This is a genomic window from Actinotalea soli (genome assembly GCF_017565425.1).
Classification (GTDB): domain Bacteria; phylum Actinomycetota; class Actinomycetes; order Actinomycetales; family Cellulomonadaceae; genus Actinotalea; species Actinotalea soli.
In genome coordinates, this window is the sequence record NZ_JAGEMK010000011.1 from 24,269 (window position 1) to 43,191 (window position 18,923).

Here is an 18,923-nt window from a genome sequence, read left to right on the forward strand (position 1 = left end):
GGGAACTGCGCACCGCGCACTCACCCTGCCGAGACGACCCGCATCTCGAGGGAGTCCACCTGGGCACCGAGGGCCTCCTCGGCTGCCAGCACCTCGTTGACCCGCGCCAGGACGGCATCCAGACCCGGACGGTCCAGACCCGGCGCGAGCCCGAGGACCAGCGCGAGCTCGGCGCGCCGGCCGGGCTCGGCACGGGCCGTCAGGACCGCCGGCACGGTGGTCGCCGCTCGAGCGAGGGCTTCCGCGACGTCACCACGCACCTGCCCGTCGACCACGGCGGGCTCCCACCCCAGGCCCAGGGCCAGGGCGCGGACCGCCGGCCGAGGCACCACGACCGGGGACGAACCGCCAGGGTCGACGACCAGGATCTCCCAGCCCTCCTGGATCGCCGCCGCAGCCGCCCGCGGTCCCTCGGCCGGGACCGGGCGGGCCCCCGGGTGCCACGCCGTCATCGCCGCGGAGCCCGAGAAGACCGGCAGGGCCGTGCGTCCGTCCGGAGCCTGGAGGGCGACGATCCCCGTCGACGCCTCCTTGTCGACCTCCAGGCCCGCCGCGCTGACCTCGGAGGCACCGAGCTCGGCCATGACCGGCACCAGCACCCGTGCCGACGCGAGCGCCCGAACCACCGCCTGGAGCCTGGGCGCACCGTCCGGCTCGCTCAGCGCCCGAGCGAGGGCCGGGTCAGGTGCGCCGTCGTCCCCCGCGAAGGCCGAGCTCGGCGGCAGCGCACGGCCGGCGCTCACGCCCGCCCGGCGACGTCCAGGGCCTCCGGCAGCGTGAAGGAGCCGGCGTACAGGGCCTTGCCGACGATCGCCCCCTCGACGCCCTCCTCGGTGAGGCCGCGCAGGACCGCGAGGTCCTCGAGGCTCGAGATGCCTCCCGAGGCCACGACCGGGGCCGAGGTCCTCGCGCAGACCTCGCGCAGCAGCTCGACGTTCGGCCCGCGCAGGGTGCCGTCCTTCGTCACGTCGGTCACGACGTAGCGCGGGCAGCCCGCAGCGTCGAGGCGCTCGAGCACCTCCCAGAGGTCCCCGCCGTCGCGGGTCCAGCCGCGGGCGGCGAGGGTCGTGCCACGGACGTCGAGGCCGACCGCGACGGCGTCACCGTGACGCGCGATGACCTCGGCGGTCCACCGGGGGTTCTCGAGGGCGGCCGTGCCGAGGTTGACCCTGCGGCAGCCGGTGGCCAGGGCGCGGGCGAGGGACTCGTCGTCACGGATGCCCCCCGAGAGCTCGACCTTGACGTCCAGGGCGCCGACCACCTCGGCGAGGAGCTCGGCGTTCGAGCCACGCCCGAACGCCGCGTCGAGGTCCACCAGATGGATCCACTCGGCTCCGCCCGACTGCCAGTCGAGCGCTGCCTGGAGCGGGCTGCCGTAGGAGGTCTCGGAGCCGGCCTCCCCCTGCACCAGGCGGACGGCCTGGCCGTCGGCCACGTCGACGGCAGGGAGGAGCTCGAGTCGGGTCATCGTGGGTGTCACCGTTCCTTCAGGCTGCGGACCCAGTTGGTCAGCAGGTGGGCTCCGGCGTCGCCGGACTTCTCGGGGTGGAACTGGGTGGCGGCGAGCGGCCCGTTCTCGACCGCCGCGACGAACGGGCCGCCGTGCGTGGCCCAGGTCACCGACGGGGGCGTCAGCCGGCCGCCTCCCAGCGGGGGAAAGCTGCGGGCGGCGTAGGAGTGGACGAAGTAGAAGTACTCGTCCTCGACGCCGTCGAAGAGCACCGAGCCCTCGGCCGGGCTCACGGTCGCCCACCCCATGTGGGGCACGACGGGCGCGTCGAGACGGTCCACGACCCCGGGCCACTCCCCGAGACCCTCGGTGTGGACGCCGTGCTCCTCCCCCGCGCCGAACATGACCTGCATCCCGACGCAGATTCCCAGGACCGGACGGCCGCCCGCGAGCCGACGGTCGATGATCTGGTCACCGCGCACGGCCCGCAGCCCCGTCATGACCGAGGCGAAAGCACCGACGCCGGGGACGACGAGGCCGTCGGCCTCGGCTGCCGCGTGGGGGTCGGCCGTCAGCTCGACCTCGGCTCCGACGCGCTCGAGGGCGCGCACGGCCGATCGCACGTTGCCGAAGCCGTAGTCGAGGACGACGACGCTGGGGGATGTCATCGGGCCGACTTTACCGGTGCTCGGTCATGCGCGTCGGGCGGCCCGCGCCGCCCCGGCAAGGATGCGCACCGCGCGCCATCGGGACATCCCCACCGAGGAGACCACGCCGGGCAGGTCCTCGGCCCTGACCTGACCGAGGAGCAGGGCCTCCACCTCGGCCGGGGCGCCGTCGAGCATGAGACCCGGCGCGATCTCCTCCTCCTGCACCCCCGCGGCCCAGCGGGTCGCGGTCATCTGGCCGTCGCGCTGGGTCAGCAGCACGACCGGCGTGTGCTGCAGCAGCTTGGAGATGACCTGCGCCGCCCGCTCGGGCTCACCCGGCTCCGTCTCGCGGCACACCGCGAGCGCACCGATCGCCGTCGGGACGGCGTCGACAGCGACCTTGCTCGTGGCGCAGGCAGCAGCCAGCCCCTCGGCGACGGCCACCTTGGTCAGCACGACGGCCGCAGCGACGAGCTCCTCGCTCACAGGGCTCCCTTGGTGGACGGCACGCCGTCGACCCGAGGGTCCGGTGCGACCGCAGCCCGCAGGGCCCGCGCCAGGGCCTTGAACTGCGCCTCGACGATGTGGTGCGGGTCGCGCCCGGCGAGCACGCGCATGTGGATGCAGATGCCGGCGTGGTGGGCGATCGACTCCAGGACGTGACGCGTCAGCGAGCCGGTGAAGTGGCCGCCGATGAGGTGGTACTCCTGCCCGGCCGGCTCCCCCGAGTGGACCAGGTAGGGCCGCCCCGAGACGTCGACCACGGCCTGGGCCAGGGCCTCGTCGAGGGGGACGAGCGCGTCCCCGAAACGGCCGATACCCGCCTTGTCCCCGAGGGCCTCGCGCAGCGCCTCCCCCAGGGTGATCGCGACGTCCTCGACGGTGTGGTGCGCGTCGATGTGGGTGTCGCCGGTCGCCCGGACCGTCAGGTCCATCAGGGAGTGCTTGCCCAGCGCGGTGAGCATGTGGTCGTAGAAGGGCACCGTGGTCGAGATCTCGGTGCGCCCGGTCCCGTCGAGGTCGAGCTCGACGAGCACGGTCGACTCCGAGGTCGCGCGCTCGATCCGCGCCGTCCGGCTGCCTGTGGTCACAGTCCTGCCACCTCCACCAGGGCGTCCTGGAACGCCGTCATCTCCGTCGGGGTGCCGATCGACACCCGCAGCCAGCCCTCGGGGCCCGTCTCGCGGATGAGCACCCCGCGGTCGAGCAGACCTTGCCAGATCGCGTGCCGGTCGTCGAACGCCCCGAAGAGCACGAAGTTCGCGTCCGACTCGGCCGTGGTGAGCCCCTTGCCGCGCAGCCAGGCGACGGTCTCGTCCCGGGTGCTGCGCAGGGACCCGACCTGGGCCATGAGGGCGTCCGCGTGAGCCAGGGCCGCGCGGGCGACGGCCTGCGTCACGGCCGACAGGTGGTACGGCAGTCGGACCACGCGCAGCGCGTCGACGAGCTCGCGCGAGGCCGCGAGGTACCCGACCCGCGCACCGGCCAGCCCGAAGGCCTTGGACATGGTGCGCGAGACCGCGAGCCGGGGGTTCTCGGCGAGGAGCGCGAGGGCCGAGGGGGTGCCCGTCCGGCGGAACTCCGCGTACGCCTCGTCGACCACCACGACGCAGCCCTCGGGGACCTGCGCGGTCGCCTCGAGCACCGCCTCCACCGCCGCCTGCGGCAGGGCCGTCCCGGTCGGGTTGTTGGGGCTGGCCAGCAGGACCACCGAGGGCTGCTCGCGGGCCACCAGCTCGTCGACCTGGTCGAGGTCGAGGGAGAAGTCCTCTGCGCGACGCCCCGCGACCCAGCGGGTCGCGGTGTCCCGGGCGTACTCGGGGTACATCGAGTAGGTCGGCGCGAAGGACAGGGCGGTACGGCCCGGTCCGCCGAAGGCCTGCAGGAGGTGCAGCATCACCTCGTTCGACCCGTTCGCCGCCCAGACCTGCTCGGGGGCGACCCGCACCCCCGACTCGCGCGCGAGGTAGTCGGCGAGCTCGGAGCGCAGGCCGAGGGCCTCGCGGTCGGGGTACCGGTTCAGCCCGCGGGCTGCCTGCGCGACCGCCGCGGCGACATCAGCCACCACCGCCTCGGACGGCGGGTAGGGGTTCTCGTTGACGTTGAGCAGCACCGGGACGTCCAGCTGCGGGGCACCGTAGGGCTCGAGGCCGCGCAGCTCGGCACGCAGCGGAAGGGTCGCGGTCACGCCAGCGAGTCTAGGCGGGCGTGAGGTCCAGGACGCTCCTGTCCCCCTGCTGGACGAACCCGACCGCTCGCAGGTACCGCTCGGAGGCCTGCATCCCGGGGGAGGCCACGACGCGGCGCGTCCCGAGGGCGGCGAACGGACCACCAGGTCGGAACACGAACTCGCCCGGGGTGAAGTCCCGGTAGGCAGGCAGGACGTAGTCGAGCACCACCTGCTGCTCCCCCGGGTGGTCACCCGCGCGCGAGAGCACCACCCCGACCACCTGGTCCCCGGTGCTCACCACGAACGCGTGCTCGGCGCTGCGGACCGCCTCGGGGGTCAGCCCCGGGTTGAAGGCCGCGACGTCGGCCGCGTGCCGGTCCAGGAGGTGGGCGAGGAAGGGCTCGTCGGCCGCCATGGGCACGACGTCGTAGGCCCGCGAGTCATGGCGCTCGCGCAGCAGCCGCACGATGATCCAGAGGTTGATCACCGTCAGCGCGACGTTCATCGCGACCATGGGCCACACGCCGATCGCCGCGTTGTACCCGATGAGGATCACGCAGGCCGTCGTGTTGAGCACCCGGAAGCGCATCACCCGGGTCTGCATGATCGAGAAGACCAGGAAGGCTGATCCGAACCAGCCGATCGCCTCGACCACGGGCACGACGTCCTCCAGGGCTCTGCGGGGCGCCGGCGCGTCCCGTCGGCGCCGATCCTACGGTGAGGCGGGACCGCGCCCGGCCGACCGGGGCGTCGGTGCCGGCTGCGACACTGCAGGCATGTCGTCCGACGTGCTCCCCCCTGGTCCGGCCACCTCCCCCCGCCTGCATGCCGAGGAGGTGCTGCGCGGCCTCGTCGGCAGGCCCGACGCCGCCCTGCGCGAGGACCAGTGGACAGCCATCGCTGCCCTGCTCGACGGACGACGCGCCCTCGTGGTGCAGCGCACCGGCTGGGGCAAGTCGGCCGTCTACTTCGTGGCCACGGCCTTGCTGCGCGCCCAGGGCCGCGGGCCCACGGTGATCGTCTCGCCCCTGCTCGCGCTGATGCGCAACCAGGTCGACGCCGCGCGGCGGGCCGGCATCCGGGCCGAGACCATCCACTCGGCCAACACCGACACCTGGGACGAGGTGCACGCCCGCGTCGCCGCGGGAGAGATCGACGTGCTCCTGGTCTCCCCCGAACGTCTCAACAACCCGGCCTTCCGCGACGAGGTGCTGCCGCGGCTCGCCCAGGACACGGGCCTGCTCGTGGTCGACGAGGCGCACTGCATCTCGGACTGGGGGCACGACTTCCGCCCCGACTACCGCCGGTTGCGCACCCTGCTCGGTGAGCTGCCCGCCGGGACCCCGGTCCTCGCGACCACCGCCACGGCCAACGCCCGGGTCACGAGCGACGTCGCCGAGCAGCTCGCCGCCGTCGGGGGCCGTGCCCCGGCGGGCCAGGGGGCCGAGGTGCTGGTGCTCCGGGGACCGCTCGAGCGGGAGAGCCTGCGCCTCGCGGTCCACGAGCTCCCCGACCACGCCACCCAGCTCGCCTGGCTCACGGCGCGGCTCCCCGAGATGACGGGGTCGGGGATCGTCTACTGCCTGACGGTCGCCGCGGCGGAGCAGGTCGCCGCCCACCTGCGCGCCGAGGGCCTCACGGTGCGCTCGTACACCGGCCAGACCGACCCGGCCGAGCGTCTCGAGGCCGAGCGGGAGCTTCTCGCCAACGACGTCAAGGCCCTCGTGGCGACCTCAGCCCTCGGGATGGGCTTCGACAAGCCCGACCTCGGGTTCGTCGTGCACCTGGGCGCGCCGAGCTCACCCATCTCCTACTACCAGCAGGTCGGACGGGCAGGGCGCGCGACCGACCGGGCCGAGGTGGTCCTGCTCCCGGGCCGGGACGACCGCGCCATCTGGGACTGGTTCGCGAGCATGGCCTTCCCTCCCGAGCACGAGGTCCGCGCGACCCTGGCCGCCCTCGAGGCAGCAGGAGCACCGCTCTCGACCGCGGCCCTCGAGCCGCGGGTCGACCTGCGACGCAACCGGCTCGAGCTCATGCTCAAGGTCCTGGACGTCGACGGCGCGGTGCGCCGGGTCCGGGGCGGCTGGCAGCACACCGGCCAGCCCTGGTCCTACGACTCGGCGCGCTACGCGCAGGTCGAGCAGACCCGCCGGGCCGAGCAGCAGCTGATGGTCGACTACGTCCGCACCACCGCGTGCCGCATGGCCTTCCTGCGCAGCGCCCTGGACGACCCCGAGCTCGCCGAGGACCCGGACTGGCGGTGCGGGCGGTGCGACCGCTGCCGGACGGGGCCCGAGGTCCTCGACCAGGGGACCACGACGACCACCGGCGAGGCGGGCGCCGGGAGCGCCGTCGTCGACGCCGCCGCCGTCGAGGCAGCCCGCCTGCGCCTGGCCTCACCCGGGGTCGACCTCACCCCGCGCCGCCAGTGGCCGAGCGGCATGGCCTCGCTCGACGTCGACCTCGGCGGGCGCATCGCCGAGACCGAGCGCGCCGGGGCAGGACGGGCGGTCGCGCGGCTCGACGGCCTGGGGCTGGGCGGCGCCCTGCGTGACCTGTTCCGGACCACCTCGGAGGGCCCCGCCGACGGTCCGCTCCCGGCCACCCTGCGCACCCCCGTCCTCGAGGTGCTCGACGCCTGGCGGCCGGAGGTCGACGGTGTGGTGATGGTCGGCTCGGCGAGCCGACCCCACCTGGTCGAGCACCTGGCGAGCGGGGTGGCCAGGCACCTCGGGGTTCCCCTCGTCGGCACCGTCGCGGTCGCGGGCCCTCCTGCCCGCCACGACGTGAACTCGGCGCAGCGGCTGGCCGGGGTCGCGCGACGGATCTCGCTCGACCTGTCCCCCGCGGCGGTCTCGGGACTCGCGGGGCGGGCCGTGCTCCTCGTCGACGACCGCCAGGACAGCGGCTGGACCATCACCCTGGCCGCGCGGCTGCTCCGTCGGGCCGGGGCCTCACGCGTGCTCCCGTTCGTCCTGGCGACGGGCTGAGCGAGGCCCCACCCTGCGCCCCTCGCGCGCAGAGGCCGGGCTCAGCCGGGGAAGCGAACCCTGACGGCCTCGCCGTGGGCCGGGAGGTCCTCGTCCTCGGCCAGAGCGACCACGCGATCGGCGACCTCGGCCAGGGCGACGTCGTCGTAGTCGATGATCTGGACGGGCCGCAGGAAGCTGTGCACCCCGAGCCCGCTCGAGAAGTGGGCGCAGCCACCCGTCGGCAGCACGTGGTTCGACCCGGCCATGTAGTCACCGAGGGAGACCGGGGCGAACGGCCCGACGAAGATCGCACCCGCGCTGGTGACCCTGTCGGCGACGGCGCGCGCATCAGCGGTCTGCACCTCGAGGTGCTCGGCACCGTAGGCGTTGACCACGGCGAGCCCCTGGTCGACGTCGTCGACCAGCACCACGGCCGACTGCGGCCCGGCCAGTGCCGTCGCGACGCGCTCGCTGTGCCTGGTCCCCGCGACGACCGTGGGAAGCAGGGCCTCGACGGCCTCCGCGAGCTCGAGCGACGAGGTCACCAGCACCGAGGCGGAGGTCGGGCCGTGCTCGGCCTGGGACACGAGGTCGGCCGCGACGTGTGCGGGGTCGGCCGTGCCGTCGGCCAGGACGGCGATCTCGGTCGGCCCGGCCTCGGAGTCGATCCCGACGACCCCGCGGACCAGCCGCTTGGCCGCGGTGACGTACTGGTTGCCTGGTCCTGTCACCACGTCGACCGGCTCGCAGAGCGTCTCGCCGTCGGCCTCCGTCTCGCCCTGGGCGCCGTAGGCGAGCATGGCGATCGCCTGGGCCCCGCCGACCGCGTAGACCTCGTCGACCCCCAGCAGGGCGCAGGCGGCGAGGATCGTGGGGTGGGGGCTGCCGCCGTGCTCAGCCTGGGGCGGGCTCGTGACCACGAGCGACCTGACCCCCGCCTCCTGGGCCGGGACCACGTTCATCACCACCGAGGACGGGTAGACCGCGAGCCCGCCCGGGACGTACAGACCGACGCGACGCACCGGGAGCCAGCGCTGACGTACCTGAGCCCCGGCCCCCAGGTCGGTGCTGAGCTCGGCGGGCACCTGGGCGGCGTGGACGAGCCGGGCCCGGCGGATGGACTCCTCGAGGGCCGCGCGGACCAGCGGGTCCAAGGACTCCAGGGCCTGGGCGATCCGCTCGGCGGGCACCCGCAGGTGCTCGGGCCGCACCCCGTCGAAGCGCTCGCCCAGCTCGCGCAGCGCCGCGGCGCCGCGGTGGCGCACATCCGCGAGGAGCGGGGCCACCTGCTCGGCCGCGCCCGCGACGTCGAGCTCGGGGCGAGGAAGGACGGCGGTGAGTGCGCGGCGGTCGAGGTCACGACCGCGGAGGTCGATGCGGGAGATCACCTGGCCAGTCTAGGCGCGGAGCCAGCAGCACCTGGGAGACTGAGCTCATGAGCACCCCAGTACCCGTGGCCGGCGGCACGATCCGGCTCGGCCAGCTCCTCAAGCTCGCGGGCGCCGTCGAGTCGGGGGCCGAGGCCCGGACCCTCCTGCTCGAGGAGGAGGTGACGGTCAACGGCGTCGTCGAGACGCGACGAGGACGCCAGCTCGGCCCTGGGGACCTCGTCACGGTCGACCAGCCGACAGGGGCCCTGGAGTTCACCGTCGTGGACCCTCAGGAGGACGCGGAGACTCAGCGGGTCATGTAGCTCGACCCGAGCACCCGTGCCGCGCGCACCCGGATCACGACCCGGACCGGGTCCGGCTCGAGGGTGCGGTAGCGCTGGGCATAGCGCCGCATCGCCTCGGAGACCTCCGCGGCGTCGTGCGACACCTCGGCGGTGCCCTCGAAGGTCAACCACCGCCCGCCCTCGACCTGGCAGACGGCGACCCGGGCAGGAGCCCCGGCCGCCGCGGCACGCTCGATGTTGCGGACCTTGACCGAGGTGCGGCGAGCCGTGATGCGGAGCACCCCCTCGTCGCCGTCCCAGGTGAAGGCGACGGGGACCACGTGCGGCGCTCCGTCGGTCCTCAGCGTCGTCAGGGTCGCCAGGTGTCGCTCGGTCACGAAGACGTGCTGCTCAGGCGTCAGGTGGATCACCACCTGAGTCTAGGTGGGCTCGCGGGTCACCCCGTCAGGCTGCCCGGACCGAGCAGCGCCTTGAGGTCGCCGAACAGGGCTGGGGACCTCTCGATCCGCAGGCCCTCCTCGAGGCGCATCACCGTCGATCGCCCGGGCTGAGTCAGGGTGAGGTGGACCTCGGTCACCCCCGGGTGGCTGGCCAGGATGTCCCGCAACCTCTCGACCACCGGCTGCGTGCACCGCGAGACCGGCATCGTGATGGTCACGGGCCTGGTCTCGGCCGCGGAGATGTCCGGCAGGGAGACCTCGACCGCCTGCAGCTGCATCGTCTCGTCCCGGCGCCGGACGCGACCGCGCACCGTGACGACCGCGTCCTCGGCGAGGGCTGTCGAGTACGCGAGGTAGGTCTCGCCGAAGAACATGATCTCGACCGAGCCGTCGATGTCCTCGAGGGTCACCGCCGCCCACGGGTTGCCGTTCTTGGACATCTTCCGCTGCAGGGAGGTGATGAGTCCGCAGACGGTGACCATCGAGCCGTCCGGCCGGGTCTCGTCGGCCATGAGGGCCGCGACCGAGCAGTCGGCCGCCGAGGCCAGCACGTGCTCGAGACCAGACAACGGGTGGTCCGAGACGTAGAGCCCGAGCATCTCGCGCTCGAAGGCGAGCAGCTGCTTCTTGTCCCACTCGGGGACGTCGGGGACGTCGACGCGGAACCCCAGAGCGCCGTCCTCGCCCTCCTCCTCGCCGCCGCCCAGACCCGCGAAGAGGTCGAACTGCCCTTCGGCCTCCTTGCGCTTGACCCCCACGACCGAGTCGACCGCCTGCTCGTGGACCAGGTGGAGGGCTCGGCGGCTGGGGGCGAGTGAGTCGAAGGCCCCCGCCTTGATGAGCGACTCGATGGTCCGCTTGTTGCAGACGACGGCCGGGACCTTGTCGAGGAAGTCGGTGAAGGAGGTGTAGTCCCCCTTCGCCTCGCGGGTCTTGACGATCGCGTCGACGACGTTGGCCCCGACGTTGCGCACCGCGGTCAGCCCGAACCGGATGTCGGTGCCCACAGCGGTGAAGTTCGCCGAGGAGGAGTTCACGTCCGGCGGCAGGACCGTGATGCCCATGTGGCGGCACTCGCCCAGGTACATCGCCGACTTGTCCTTGTCGTCCCGCACCGAGGTCAGCAGGGCGGCCATGTACTCGGTCGGGTAGTTGGCCTTGAGGTAGGCCGTCCAGTACGACACCACGCCGTAGGCGGCCGAGTGCGCCTTGTTGAAGGCGTAGTCCGAGAAGGGCAGCAGGATGTCCCAGAGCATCTTGACCGCGTCCATCGAGTACCCGCGGTCGGTCATGCCCGTCGAGAAGCCCTCGAACTGCTTGTCGAGCTCGGCCTTCTTCTTCTTGCCCATCACGCGGCGCAGGATGTCTGCCTGGCCGAGGCTGTAGCCCGCGACCTTCTGCGCGATGGCCATGACCTGCTCCTGGTACACGATCAGGCCGTACGTCGTGCCGAGGATCTCCGCGAGGGGCTCGGCGAGCTCGGGGTGGATCGGTACCACCGGCTGCATGCCGTTCTTGCGCAGGGCGTAGTTGGTGTGGGAGTTGGCGCCCATCGGGCCCGGCCGGTACAGCGCACCGACCGCGGAGATGTCCTCGAAGTTGTCGGGGCGCATGAGGCGCAGCAGGGTCCTCATGCCGCCGCCGTCGAGCTGGAAGACCCCCAGGGTGTCGCCGCGCCCCAGCAGCTCGTAGGTCGCGGGGTCGTCCAGGGTCAGGGTCTCGAGCTCGATCGCGTCCTTGCCGTTCATCACGATGTTCGCCAGGGCGTCATCGAGGATCGTCAGGTTCCGCAGGCCCAGGAAGTCCATCTTGATCAGGCCGAGGCCCTCACAGGTGGGGTAGTCGAACTGGGTGATGACCGCGCCGTCCTGCGGGCGGCGCATGATCGGGATGATGTCGATCAGCGGGTCGCTCGACATGATGACCCCCGCGGCGTGGACGCCCCACTGCCGCTTCAGGCCCTCGATGCCCTGGGCCAGCTCGACCACCCGCTGCGCGTCCGGGTCGGTCGAGTGGATCTGCCGGAACTCGTCGGCCTCCTGGTAGCGCTTGTCCTGGGGGTCGAAGATCCCGGTGAGGCTGATGTCCTTGCCCATGATGGCCGGTGGCATCGCCTTGGTGAGCTTCTCCCCCATCGCGAACGGGAACCCGAGGAGCCGGGAGGAGTCCTTGAGGGCCTGCTTGGCCTTGATCGTCCCGTAGGTGACGATCTGGGCGACGCGGTCCTCGCCGTACTTGTCCGAGACGTAGCGGATGACCTCGCCGCGACGGCGCTCGTCGAAGTCGACGTCGAAGTCGGGCATCGAGACGCGGTCGGGGTTGAGGAAGCGCTCGAAGATCAGGCCGTGCTTGAGCGGGTCCAGGTCCGTGATCCGCATCGCGTAGGCGGCCATGGAACCGGCCCCCGAGCCGCGACCGGGGCCGACCCGGATCCCGTTCTCCTTGGCCCAGTTGATGAAGTCGGCGACCACGAGGAAGTACCCGGGGAAGCCCATCTGGGTGATGACCTGGGTCTCGTACTCGGCCTGCCGGCGGACCTCGTCGGGGATCCCGGACGGGTAGCGGTAGTTGAGCCCCGTCTCGACCTCCTTGATGAACCACGAGGTCTCGTTCTCCCCGGGCGGGCACGGGAAGTTCGGCATGTAGTTCGCCGAGGTGTTGAACTCCATCTCGCACTGCTCGGCGATGAGCAGGGTGTTGTCGCAGGCCTCGGGGAGCTCGGACCACAGGTGCCGCATCTCGGCGGCGGACTTGACGTAGTAGCCGTCCCCGCCGAACTTGAAGCGGTCCGGGTCGGCGAGGGTCGAGCCCGAGTTGATGCACAGCAGGGCGTCCTGCGAGATCGAGTCCTCGCGCTTGACGTAGTGCAGGTCGTTGGTGGCGACCAGCGGGGCGCCGATGTCCTGCGCGATGCGCAGCAGGTCCTTCTGCACCCGGGTCTCGATGTCGAGGCCGTGGTCCATGAGCTCGACGTAGTAGTTCTCCCGGCCGAGGATGTCCTGGAAGTCGCCGGCGGCGCGCACCGCCTCGTCGTACTGCCCCAGGCGCAGCCGGGTCTGCACCTCGCCCGAGGGGCAGCCGGTGGTCCCGATCAGGTCGGTCCCGTACTGCACGAGGAGCTCACGGTCCAGGCGCGGGGCCTTGCCCATCTGCCCCTCGAGCGAGCCGAGGGAACCCATCCGGAAGAGGTTGTGCATCCCGGCGGTCGACTTCGCCAGCAGCGTCATGTGCGTGTAGGACCCGTTGGCCGACACGTCGTCGGACTTCTGGTGCGCCTCGCCCCACTTGATGCGGGTCCGGTCGTGCCGGCTGGTCCCCGGCGTGAGGTACGCCTCGAGACCGATGATGGGCTTGACCCCGGCCGCGCGGGCCTTGCTCCAGAACTCGAAGGCGCCGAAGAGGTAGCCGTGGTCCGTCATGGCGATGGCCGGCTGCCCCTGCGCCGCGACCTCGGCGAACAGGTCGTCGAGCCGGGCCGCCCCGTCGAGCATCGAGTACTCGGTATGAGCGTGGAGGTGGACGAAGTCGGACCCACCTGCAGCTGCCATGCCGACGATTCTAGGTCGGCTCACCGACAGCGGGGACCACCGGCACGGACGTCAGTGGTGCCCGTCGCTCAGCCGGTCCCACGCCTGGGCCAGGTCCTGCGGGTAGGTGCTCTCGACCATGACGGGGCGACCCGTCGCGGGGTGCTCGAAGCCCAGCCGCATCGCGTGCAACCACTGGCGTCCGAGCCCGAGCCGTTGGGCCATGGCCGGGTCCGCGCCGTAGGTCGTGTCACCGACGCAGGGATGGCGCACGGCCGCCATGTGCACCCGGATCTGGTGGGTCCGGCCCGTCTCGAGGTGCACCTCGAGCAACGAGGCCGAGGGGACCATCTCCAGGACGGCGTAGTGGGTGACCGAGGGCTTGCCCGAGGCGGTCACCGCGAACCGGTAGTCGGCGCTGGGGTGCCGCCCGATGGGGGCGTCGATCGTGCCCGTGGTGGGCTCCGGGTGGCCCTGGACCACCGCGTGGTAGACCTTCTCGACGGTCCGTTCCTTGAAGGCCCGCTTGAGCACCGAGTACGCCAGCTCGCTCTTGGCCACGACCATGAGCCCCGAGGTCCCGACGTCGAGCCGGTGCACGATCCCCTGACGCTCGGCAGCCCCAGAGGTCGCGACCCGATGGCCTGCCGCAACGAGGGCTCCGACCACCGTGGGCCCTGTCCAGCCCGGTGAGGGGTGGGCTGCGACCCCCACCGGCTTGTCGACGACGAGGACGTCCTCGTCCTCGAGCACGATCCGCAGCCCCGGGACGGGCTCGGGCGGGGCGGCCGGAGCGACCGGGTCGAGGGCCTCGACGTCGACCTCGAGCCAGGACCCCGCGGGGAGGCGGTCGGACTTGCCCACCGTGGCGCCGTCGAGCAGGACGGCGCCGGCTGCGGCGAGGTCGGCCGCCCTGGTCCGGGAGATGCCGAGCAGCCGAGACAGCCCGGCGTCGACCCGCTCGCCGGCGAGACCGTCCGGGACCGGGAGGGAGCGCGCGCTCACGCGGTCTCCCCGCGGGCGCCCGAAGGCGGTACGGGGGGCGGCGGGACGTCGTCGGGGACGTCGTCCTCGGCCCCCGCGGGCTGGTCGGACTCACGGGTGCCGTCGATCCCGGTCCCGCGCAGGCTGAGCAGGATCACCAGGCCCGCGGCCACGACGATGGCGATGTCCGCGACGTTGCCGACGAACCACGAGCCGTAGGCGATGAAGTCCACCACGTGCCCCTGGGCGAAACCAGGATCCCGGACCAGGCGGTCGATGAGGTTGCCCACGGCGCCCCCCAGCAGGAGGCCGAGCGTGATGGCCCAGGCGCGCGAGCCCAGCTTGGCCGAGATCCGCAGGATGATCACCGACACGGCCACGGCGGCGATCGTGAAGACCCAGGTCATGCCGGTGGCGATGCTCAGCGCCGCGCCCGGGTTGTAGAGCAGCGTCAGGCCGAGCAGGTCCCCGAGGACCGGGATGCGCTCACCCTCGGTGAGCGCGGCGACGGCCCAGATCTTGGTGGCCTGGTCGACCACGACGACCAGAACGGCCAGGGTGAGCAGGAGGACGAGCAGCGGGCGGGCAGGTCTCACGCTCAGCGACGCTCCTGGCGGGCCTTGCACGTGACGCACAGCGTCGCGCGGGGGAAGGCCTGCAGCCGTGCCTTGCCGATGGCCTCGGCGCAGGACTCGCAGCGGCCGAACCCCTCAGCACCCACCCGGCGCAGGGCGTGCAGGTTCTGCTCGAGCAGGTCCCGGGTGTTGTTGACGAGGGTGAGCTCCTGCTCGCGCTCGAGGGCGCTCGACCCGGAGTCGGCCTGGTCGTCCCCCGCGCCGTCCCCCGAGTTGCGCAGGAGGTCCGAGAGCTCGGCGTCGGCCGCGGCCAGCTCGGCCCGCAGGCGGCCGATCTCGGTGATCAGCCCAGCGGCGATCTCCTCGACCTCGGCCGCGGTCCACGGATCCTCACCGTCCCGCACAGGGAAGCCACCGACGGCTGCTGCCAGGTCGGGCATCTCGTGGTCGGTCTCAAGACGCAGACCGTAGGCCGTGGTCGATCGACCGGGCTCCTCGGTGGCCATGGCGCTCCCTGGGGACGAAGGTCACGCGAGAGTAGACCTCTCGCGCAGGACGCACAACGCACCACACCGCTGCGGTGTGGTGCGTCGTGCGTCATCCGTGCTGTGCGGCGGTCAGCCGTTGAACTGCAGACCGCCCTCGCTGCCACCGGCCCGCGGGGCCACCGTGCTGCCGCGCGAGTCGAGGTCCCCGAGGAGGTTCTCGAGGTAGCTCTTGAGCCGCGTGCGGTAGTCCCGCTCGAAGACGCGGAGCTCGTCGATCTTGCGCTCGAGGAGGCTGCGCTCCTGCTCGAGCTGGGCGAGGGTCCGGTTGGACGTCTCCTCGGCCTCGCGGACGATCCGGGTCGCCTGCGTCTTGGCCTCGGTGATGATCCGGTCACCCTCCTCCTGGCCCGACCGCACGTAGTCGTCGTGCAGCTTCTGGGCGAGCTGGAGCATGCCGGTCGCCGACTCGGGCTCGCTGACCCGCTGGCCCGAGGGGGCTGCAGCCGGCGCCGGGGCGGGCGTCGGGGCCGGAGCCGGGGTCGGCTCAGGAGCCGGCTCGGGCTGCGGGGCGGGCTCGGGCTGCGCGACCGGGGCCGGCGCCTGCGCCTGGCCACCTCCCGCGCGGCTCAGCTCGGCGATCCGGCGCTCGGCCGCCGCGAGCTTGCCCTTGAGGTCGTCGTTCTCCGCGGTGACGGACCGCAGCGTGTTGACGACCTCGTCGAGGAAGTCGTCGACCTCGTCCTGGTCGTAGCCCTCGCGGAACTTGGTCGCCTGAAACTTCTTGTTCAGGACGTCGTCTGCGGTCAGCAGAGCCATGGTGTCACCTCGGTTGTTCGTGCTGGTCGGGCCCCGGCAGTCCGCCGACCGCCACGGCTCACGGTAGCGGAGATCAGGCGGAGTGCACGGGCTGGGAGCTGCAGTGACGGGCGTGTCGGTCCGTGAGGAGCCGGCGCGCCCTGTGAGTCAGAGGAACCTGAGCACGCTGAGCAGGAGCCACCCCGCGAACATCACGATGATGAAGGCGAGGTCCAGACGGATGCCGCCCAGGTTGAGCGGAGGAACGACCCGTCGCACGGCGCGCAGGGGCGGGTCGGTCACGGTGTAGGCGGCCTCGGCGACGACCAGCACCACGCCGCGCGGGCGCCAGTCCCGCGCGAAGACCTGGACCCACTCGAACACGAGCCTGACGAACATCAGGAGCAGGAAGGCCAGGACCAGGTAGTAGAGGACCAGGACGACGACGCCGGGCACGTCAGCTCTGGTTGAAGAAGCCGGCGCGGGTCTCGCCCCCGGCGACCTGCTCCTCGCCGGTCACCTCGACGTGCTCCGGGGAGAGCAGGAAGACCTTGCTCGTCACGCGCTCGATGGCCCCGTGCAGCCCGAAGATCAGGCCGGCCGAGAAGTCGACGAGGCGCTTGGCGTCGGCATCGGTCATTTCCGAGAGGTTCATGATCACGGGCGTTCCCGACCGGAAGGCCTCGCCGATCACCCGGGCGTCGTTGTACGACCGCGGGTGGATCGTGGTGATCCGACGCAGCTCGACGGCCGTGGTCGGGACGGGGCGGGCGACGTCACGCCGGATCGGGGTGACCTCGGCCTCGTACTCCTGCGGCACGGCGTACTCCTCGTCGTACTCGTCGACGTACTCGTCGGCCTGACCGTGTCGGTCCTCCTCGGCCAGCCCCAGGTACAGCATCGTCTTGCGCAGCGCTCCGGCCATCGCGGCCTCCTCCCGAGAACGGTCCAGGTGGACCGTCGCCCAGGGCGTCGATCCGATCAGTGCTCACGCTAACCCCCCGTACCCCGAGGTCACCCCCGCGACACGCCCAAGGTCACGAGGCGCGCAGCAGCCGCACGACGCCGCCGTGACGCCCCGCGGGCCGCCCCTGGGGCACGCCGCGGTGCGAGTACCACCGCGGGTCCTCGAGGGTGCACGAGCCGAGGTGACAGACCTGCCGGACCCCCGCCGCGAAGAGCTGAGCCCCGACCCCCGCCGGGAGGTCGAGGGCCGCGGTTCCCCGGCGGGTGCGGGACCGGGTCTCCGGCACGGCGGCCACCACCTGGGCGGCGAGCTCGGCGGGGACCTCGTAGCAGGACCCGCACACCGCCGGACCCACCACGGCCCGCAGGTCGGTGACCTGCGCGCCGCGCCCGACCATCGCCGCCACGGCCCGTCCGACGACGTCACCGACCACCCCGGCGCGGCCTGCGTGCACCGCCGCGGCCACCCCGTGGTGCGGGTCGCACAGCAGGACCGGCACGCAGTCGGCGGCGAGCACGACCAGCCCCACCTCGGTCGAGGTCGTGACGAGGCCGTCCGCCGTCGGCACCTCGGTCGGGTCCTGAGGCGCTGCGGGCACGGGGTGCACGTGGGTGCCGTGCACCTGCCTGGCCGTGACCACGGGCACACCGAGCCAGTCGGCGAGACCCTCTCGACGGGCGAGGACCACCGCGTCCTCCTCCCCCAGGCCGAGCCCGAGGTTGAAGTCCCCGTGCGGCGAGGCCGCGGCAGGGCGACCGCCACTCCCCTCGGGCGCGACCGCCATCGTGAACGCGGCCTGCACCCCTGGACCCAGGTCGACCTCGAGGAGGGGCGGTCGCACGGTCGCCCGACGGCTCAGGAGTGCTTGAGGAAGTCGGGCAGGTCGAGGTCGTCGTTGCTGCTGCGGCGCGGCGACCGGTCCTCGAACACCCGGGGCACCTCGACTGCGCCCGTCGACGACTCACGCTCCTCGCCCAGGAAGGACGGCACGGGCTCCTCCTCGACCCGTCCCGGGGTGCGCGGCTCCTCGTGCGCCCCCTGGTAGGGAGCGTCGCTCCAGGCGGGCGTCTCGTCGACCTGCTGGGCCGGGACCGCGACGGGGACTGACGGCGGCAGCTCGGCCGCAGCCGGCCGCACAGGCTGCTCGGACCCGGCCCCGGGCAGGTGCGGGGCGCTGCCGCTGACCTGGCCCAGGGCACGGCTGTCCTTGCGGATGCTCGGCGAGCCGCTGTCGAACCCGGCCGCGATGACGGTGACACGCACCTCGTCGCCGAGGGCGTCGTCGATGACCGCACCGAAGATGATGTTCGCCTCGGGGTGGGCGGCCTCCTGGACCAGCCGCGCGGCCTCGTTGATCTCGAACAGGCCCAGGTCCGAGCCGCCCTGGATCGACAGCAGCACGCCGTGGGCACCGTCGATGCTCGCCTCGAGCAGCGGGGAGGAGATCGCGAGCTCGGCGGCCTGGACGGCCCTGTCGTCACCCCGGGCCGAGCCGATCCCCATGAGGGCGCTCCCGGCCCCCTGCATGACGCTCTTGACGTCGGCGAAGTCCAGGTTGATCAGCCCGGGCGTGGTGATGAGGTCGGTGATCCCCTGGACACCGGAGAGGAGCACCTGGTCGGCCGAGTGGAAGGCGTCGAGCACCGAGACGTTCCGGTCCGAGATCGACAGCAGCCGGTCGTTCGGGATGACGATGAGGGTGTCCACCTCGGAGCGCAGCGCGTCGATGCCTGACTCGGCCTGCACCGAGCGTCGGCGCCCCTCGAAGGTGAACGGTCGGGTGACGACACCGATGGTCAGGGCTCCCAGGGAGCGCGCGATGCGCGCGACCACGGGGGCACCACCCGTGCCGGTGCCACCGCCCTCGCCTGCCGTGACGAAGACCATGTCGGCACCCCGCAGGACGTCCTCGATCTCCTCGGCGTGGTCCTCGGCGGCCTTCTTGCCGACCTCGGGGTCGGCCCCGGCGCCGAGCCCGCGGGTGAGCTCGCGCCCGACGTCGAGCTTGACGTCGGCGTCGGACATGAGCAGCGCCTGGGCGTCGGTGTTGATCGCGATGAACTCGACCCCCTTGAGGCCGACCTCGATCATCCGGTTGACGGCGTTGACGCCACCGCCGCCGATGCCGACCACCTTGATGACTGCCAGGTAGTTCTGCGGAGCTGCCACGTCCGTGCCTCTCGTTACGCGAGTCTCAACCTTCAGGTTCCACTAGAAGGTTAGAGTT

20 protein-coding genes are annotated in these 18,923 nt (G+C 72.6%); 2 read left to right on the plus strand and 18 right to left on the minus strand.

The genetic code is table 11. The features are described from left to right. Positions 1-20: 20 nt before the first annotated feature. From J4G33_RS15640 to J4G33_RS15670, 7 genes are read right to left on the minus strand one after another with little or no spacing between them, the layout of a single operon-like run. A complete protein-coding gene (locus tag J4G33_RS15640; RefSeq protein ID WP_208056927.1) occupies positions 21-743 on the minus strand; it encodes an SseB family protein in 723 nt (240 codons plus the stop codon). Then, a complete protein-coding gene (gene priA / locus J4G33_RS15645) occupies positions 740-1,468 on the minus strand; it encodes a bifunctional 1-(5-phosphoribosyl)-5-((5-phosphoribosylamino)methylideneamino)imidazole-4-carboxamide isomerase/phosphoribosylanthranilate isomerase PriA (protein WP_208056928.1) in 729 nt (242 codons plus the stop codon). Before priA ends, J4G33_RS15640 begins: the two co-directional genes overlap by 4 nt. Positions 1,469-1,476: 8 nt before the next feature. Beyond that, on the minus strand, positions 1,477-2,118 hold the full coding sequence (gene hisH / locus J4G33_RS15650) for an imidazole glycerol phosphate synthase subunit HisH (protein WP_208056929.1): 642 nt from the start codon (positions 2,116-2,118) through the stop codon (positions 1,477-1,479). 24 nt (positions 2,119-2,142) lie between these two features. After that, the gene (locus J4G33_RS15655) at positions 2,143-2,586 is read right to left on the minus strand and encodes a hypothetical protein (protein ID WP_208056930.1); all 444 of its coding nucleotides are present in this window, start codon (positions 2,584-2,586) and stop codon (positions 2,143-2,145) included. Further along, on the minus strand, positions 2,583-3,191 hold the full coding sequence (gene hisB / locus J4G33_RS15660) for an imidazoleglycerol-phosphate dehydratase HisB (protein ID WP_208056931.1): 609 nt from the start codon (positions 3,189-3,191) through the stop codon (positions 2,583-2,585). Before hisB ends, J4G33_RS15655 begins: the two co-directional genes overlap by 4 nt. Then, positions 3,188-4,288, minus strand: coding sequence for a histidinol-phosphate transaminase (locus tag J4G33_RS15665; protein WP_208056932.1), 1,101 nt, complete (start codon positions 4,286-4,288; stop codon positions 3,188-3,190). Before J4G33_RS15665 ends, hisB begins: the two co-directional genes overlap by 4 nt. Positions 4,289-4,298: 10 nt before the next feature. Beyond that, on the minus strand, positions 4,299-4,931 hold the full coding sequence (locus J4G33_RS15670; RefSeq protein ID WP_208056933.1) for a hypothetical protein: 633 nt from the start codon (positions 4,929-4,931) through the stop codon (positions 4,299-4,301). A 115-nt stretch (positions 4,932-5,046) separates the two neighbouring features. Here J4G33_RS15670 and J4G33_RS15675 point away from each other — a divergent pair, with 115 nt between their 5' ends. After that, positions 5,047-7,263: a RecQ family ATP-dependent DNA helicase gene (locus J4G33_RS15675; protein WP_208056934.1), complete on the plus strand. Its 2,217-nt coding sequence runs from the start codon at positions 5,047-5,049 to the stop codon at positions 7,261-7,263. Between the two features lie 41 nt (positions 7,264-7,304). On the opposite strand, the gene hisD is transcribed toward J4G33_RS15675, so the two are convergent. Next, a complete protein-coding gene (hisD, locus tag J4G33_RS15680; protein ID WP_208056935.1) occupies positions 7,305-8,633 on the minus strand; it encodes a histidinol dehydrogenase in 1,329 nt (442 codons plus the stop codon). 47 nt (positions 8,634-8,680) lie between these two features. Between hisD and J4G33_RS15685 the strand changes: the two genes are divergently transcribed. Next, on the plus strand, positions 8,681-8,938 hold the full coding sequence (locus J4G33_RS15685; protein ID WP_208056936.1) for an RNA-binding S4 domain-containing protein: 258 nt from the start codon (positions 8,681-8,683) through the stop codon (positions 8,936-8,938). Here the strand turns inward: J4G33_RS15685 and J4G33_RS15690 are convergent. The 10 genes from J4G33_RS15690 to ftsZ form a co-directional block, all read right to left on the minus strand. Then, positions 8,923-9,330 carry a pyridoxamine 5'-phosphate oxidase family protein gene (locus tag J4G33_RS15690; protein ID WP_208056937.1) on the minus strand — a complete coding sequence of 136 codons (408 nt, stop codon included), beginning with the start codon at positions 9,328-9,330 and terminating at the stop codon, positions 8,923-8,925. The two genes, J4G33_RS15685 and J4G33_RS15690, sit on opposite strands and share 16 nt — an antisense overlap. 26 nt (positions 9,331-9,356) lie before the next feature. Beyond that, positions 9,357-12,908, minus strand: a complete 3,552-nt coding sequence (dnaE, locus tag J4G33_RS15695; protein WP_208056938.1) for a DNA polymerase III subunit alpha — start codon at positions 12,906-12,908, stop codon at positions 9,357-9,359. A gap of 51 nt (positions 12,909-12,959) precedes the next feature. After that, positions 12,960-13,892: an RluA family pseudouridine synthase gene (locus J4G33_RS15700; protein WP_208056939.1), complete on the minus strand. Its 933-nt coding sequence runs from the start codon at positions 13,890-13,892 to the stop codon at positions 12,960-12,962. Then, positions 13,889-14,467 (minus strand): signal peptidase II, encoded by a 579-nt coding sequence (lspA, locus tag J4G33_RS15705; protein WP_307793953.1) that lies wholly within the window; start codon positions 14,465-14,467, stop codon positions 13,889-13,891. Before lspA ends, J4G33_RS15700 begins: the two co-directional genes overlap by 4 nt. 2 nt (positions 14,468-14,469) lie before the next feature. Next, a complete protein-coding gene (locus J4G33_RS15710; protein WP_208057011.1) occupies positions 14,470-14,886 on the minus strand; it encodes a TraR/DksA family transcriptional regulator in 417 nt (138 codons plus the stop codon). Positions 14,887-15,063: 177 nt separating this feature from the next. Continuing rightward, complete coding sequence (locus tag J4G33_RS15715) at positions 15,064-15,750, minus strand: DivIVA domain-containing protein (protein ID WP_208056941.1); 687 nt, start codon at positions 15,748-15,750, stop codon at positions 15,064-15,066. A gap of 147 nt (positions 15,751-15,897) precedes the next feature. Next, complete coding sequence (locus J4G33_RS15720; protein WP_307793954.1) at positions 15,898-16,185, minus strand: YggT family protein; 288 nt, start codon at positions 16,183-16,185, stop codon at positions 15,898-15,900. Position 16,186: 1 nt separating this feature from the next. Continuing rightward, the gene (locus J4G33_RS15725) at positions 16,187-16,654 is read right to left on the minus strand and encodes a cell division protein SepF (RefSeq protein WP_208056942.1); all 468 of its coding nucleotides are present in this window, start codon (positions 16,652-16,654) and stop codon (positions 16,187-16,189) included. Between the two features lie 112 nt (positions 16,655-16,766). Next, positions 16,767-17,537, minus strand: a complete 771-nt coding sequence (locus tag J4G33_RS15730) for a purine nucleoside phosphorylase YfiH/LACC1 family protein (protein WP_307793955.1) — start codon at positions 17,535-17,537, stop codon at positions 16,767-16,769. 14 nt (positions 17,538-17,551) lie between these two features. Continuing rightward, positions 17,552-18,865, minus strand: coding sequence for a cell division protein FtsZ (gene ftsZ / locus J4G33_RS15735; RefSeq protein ID WP_208056943.1), 1,314 nt, complete (start codon positions 18,863-18,865; stop codon positions 17,552-17,554). Between the last annotated feature and the right edge of the window lie 58 nt (positions 18,866-18,923).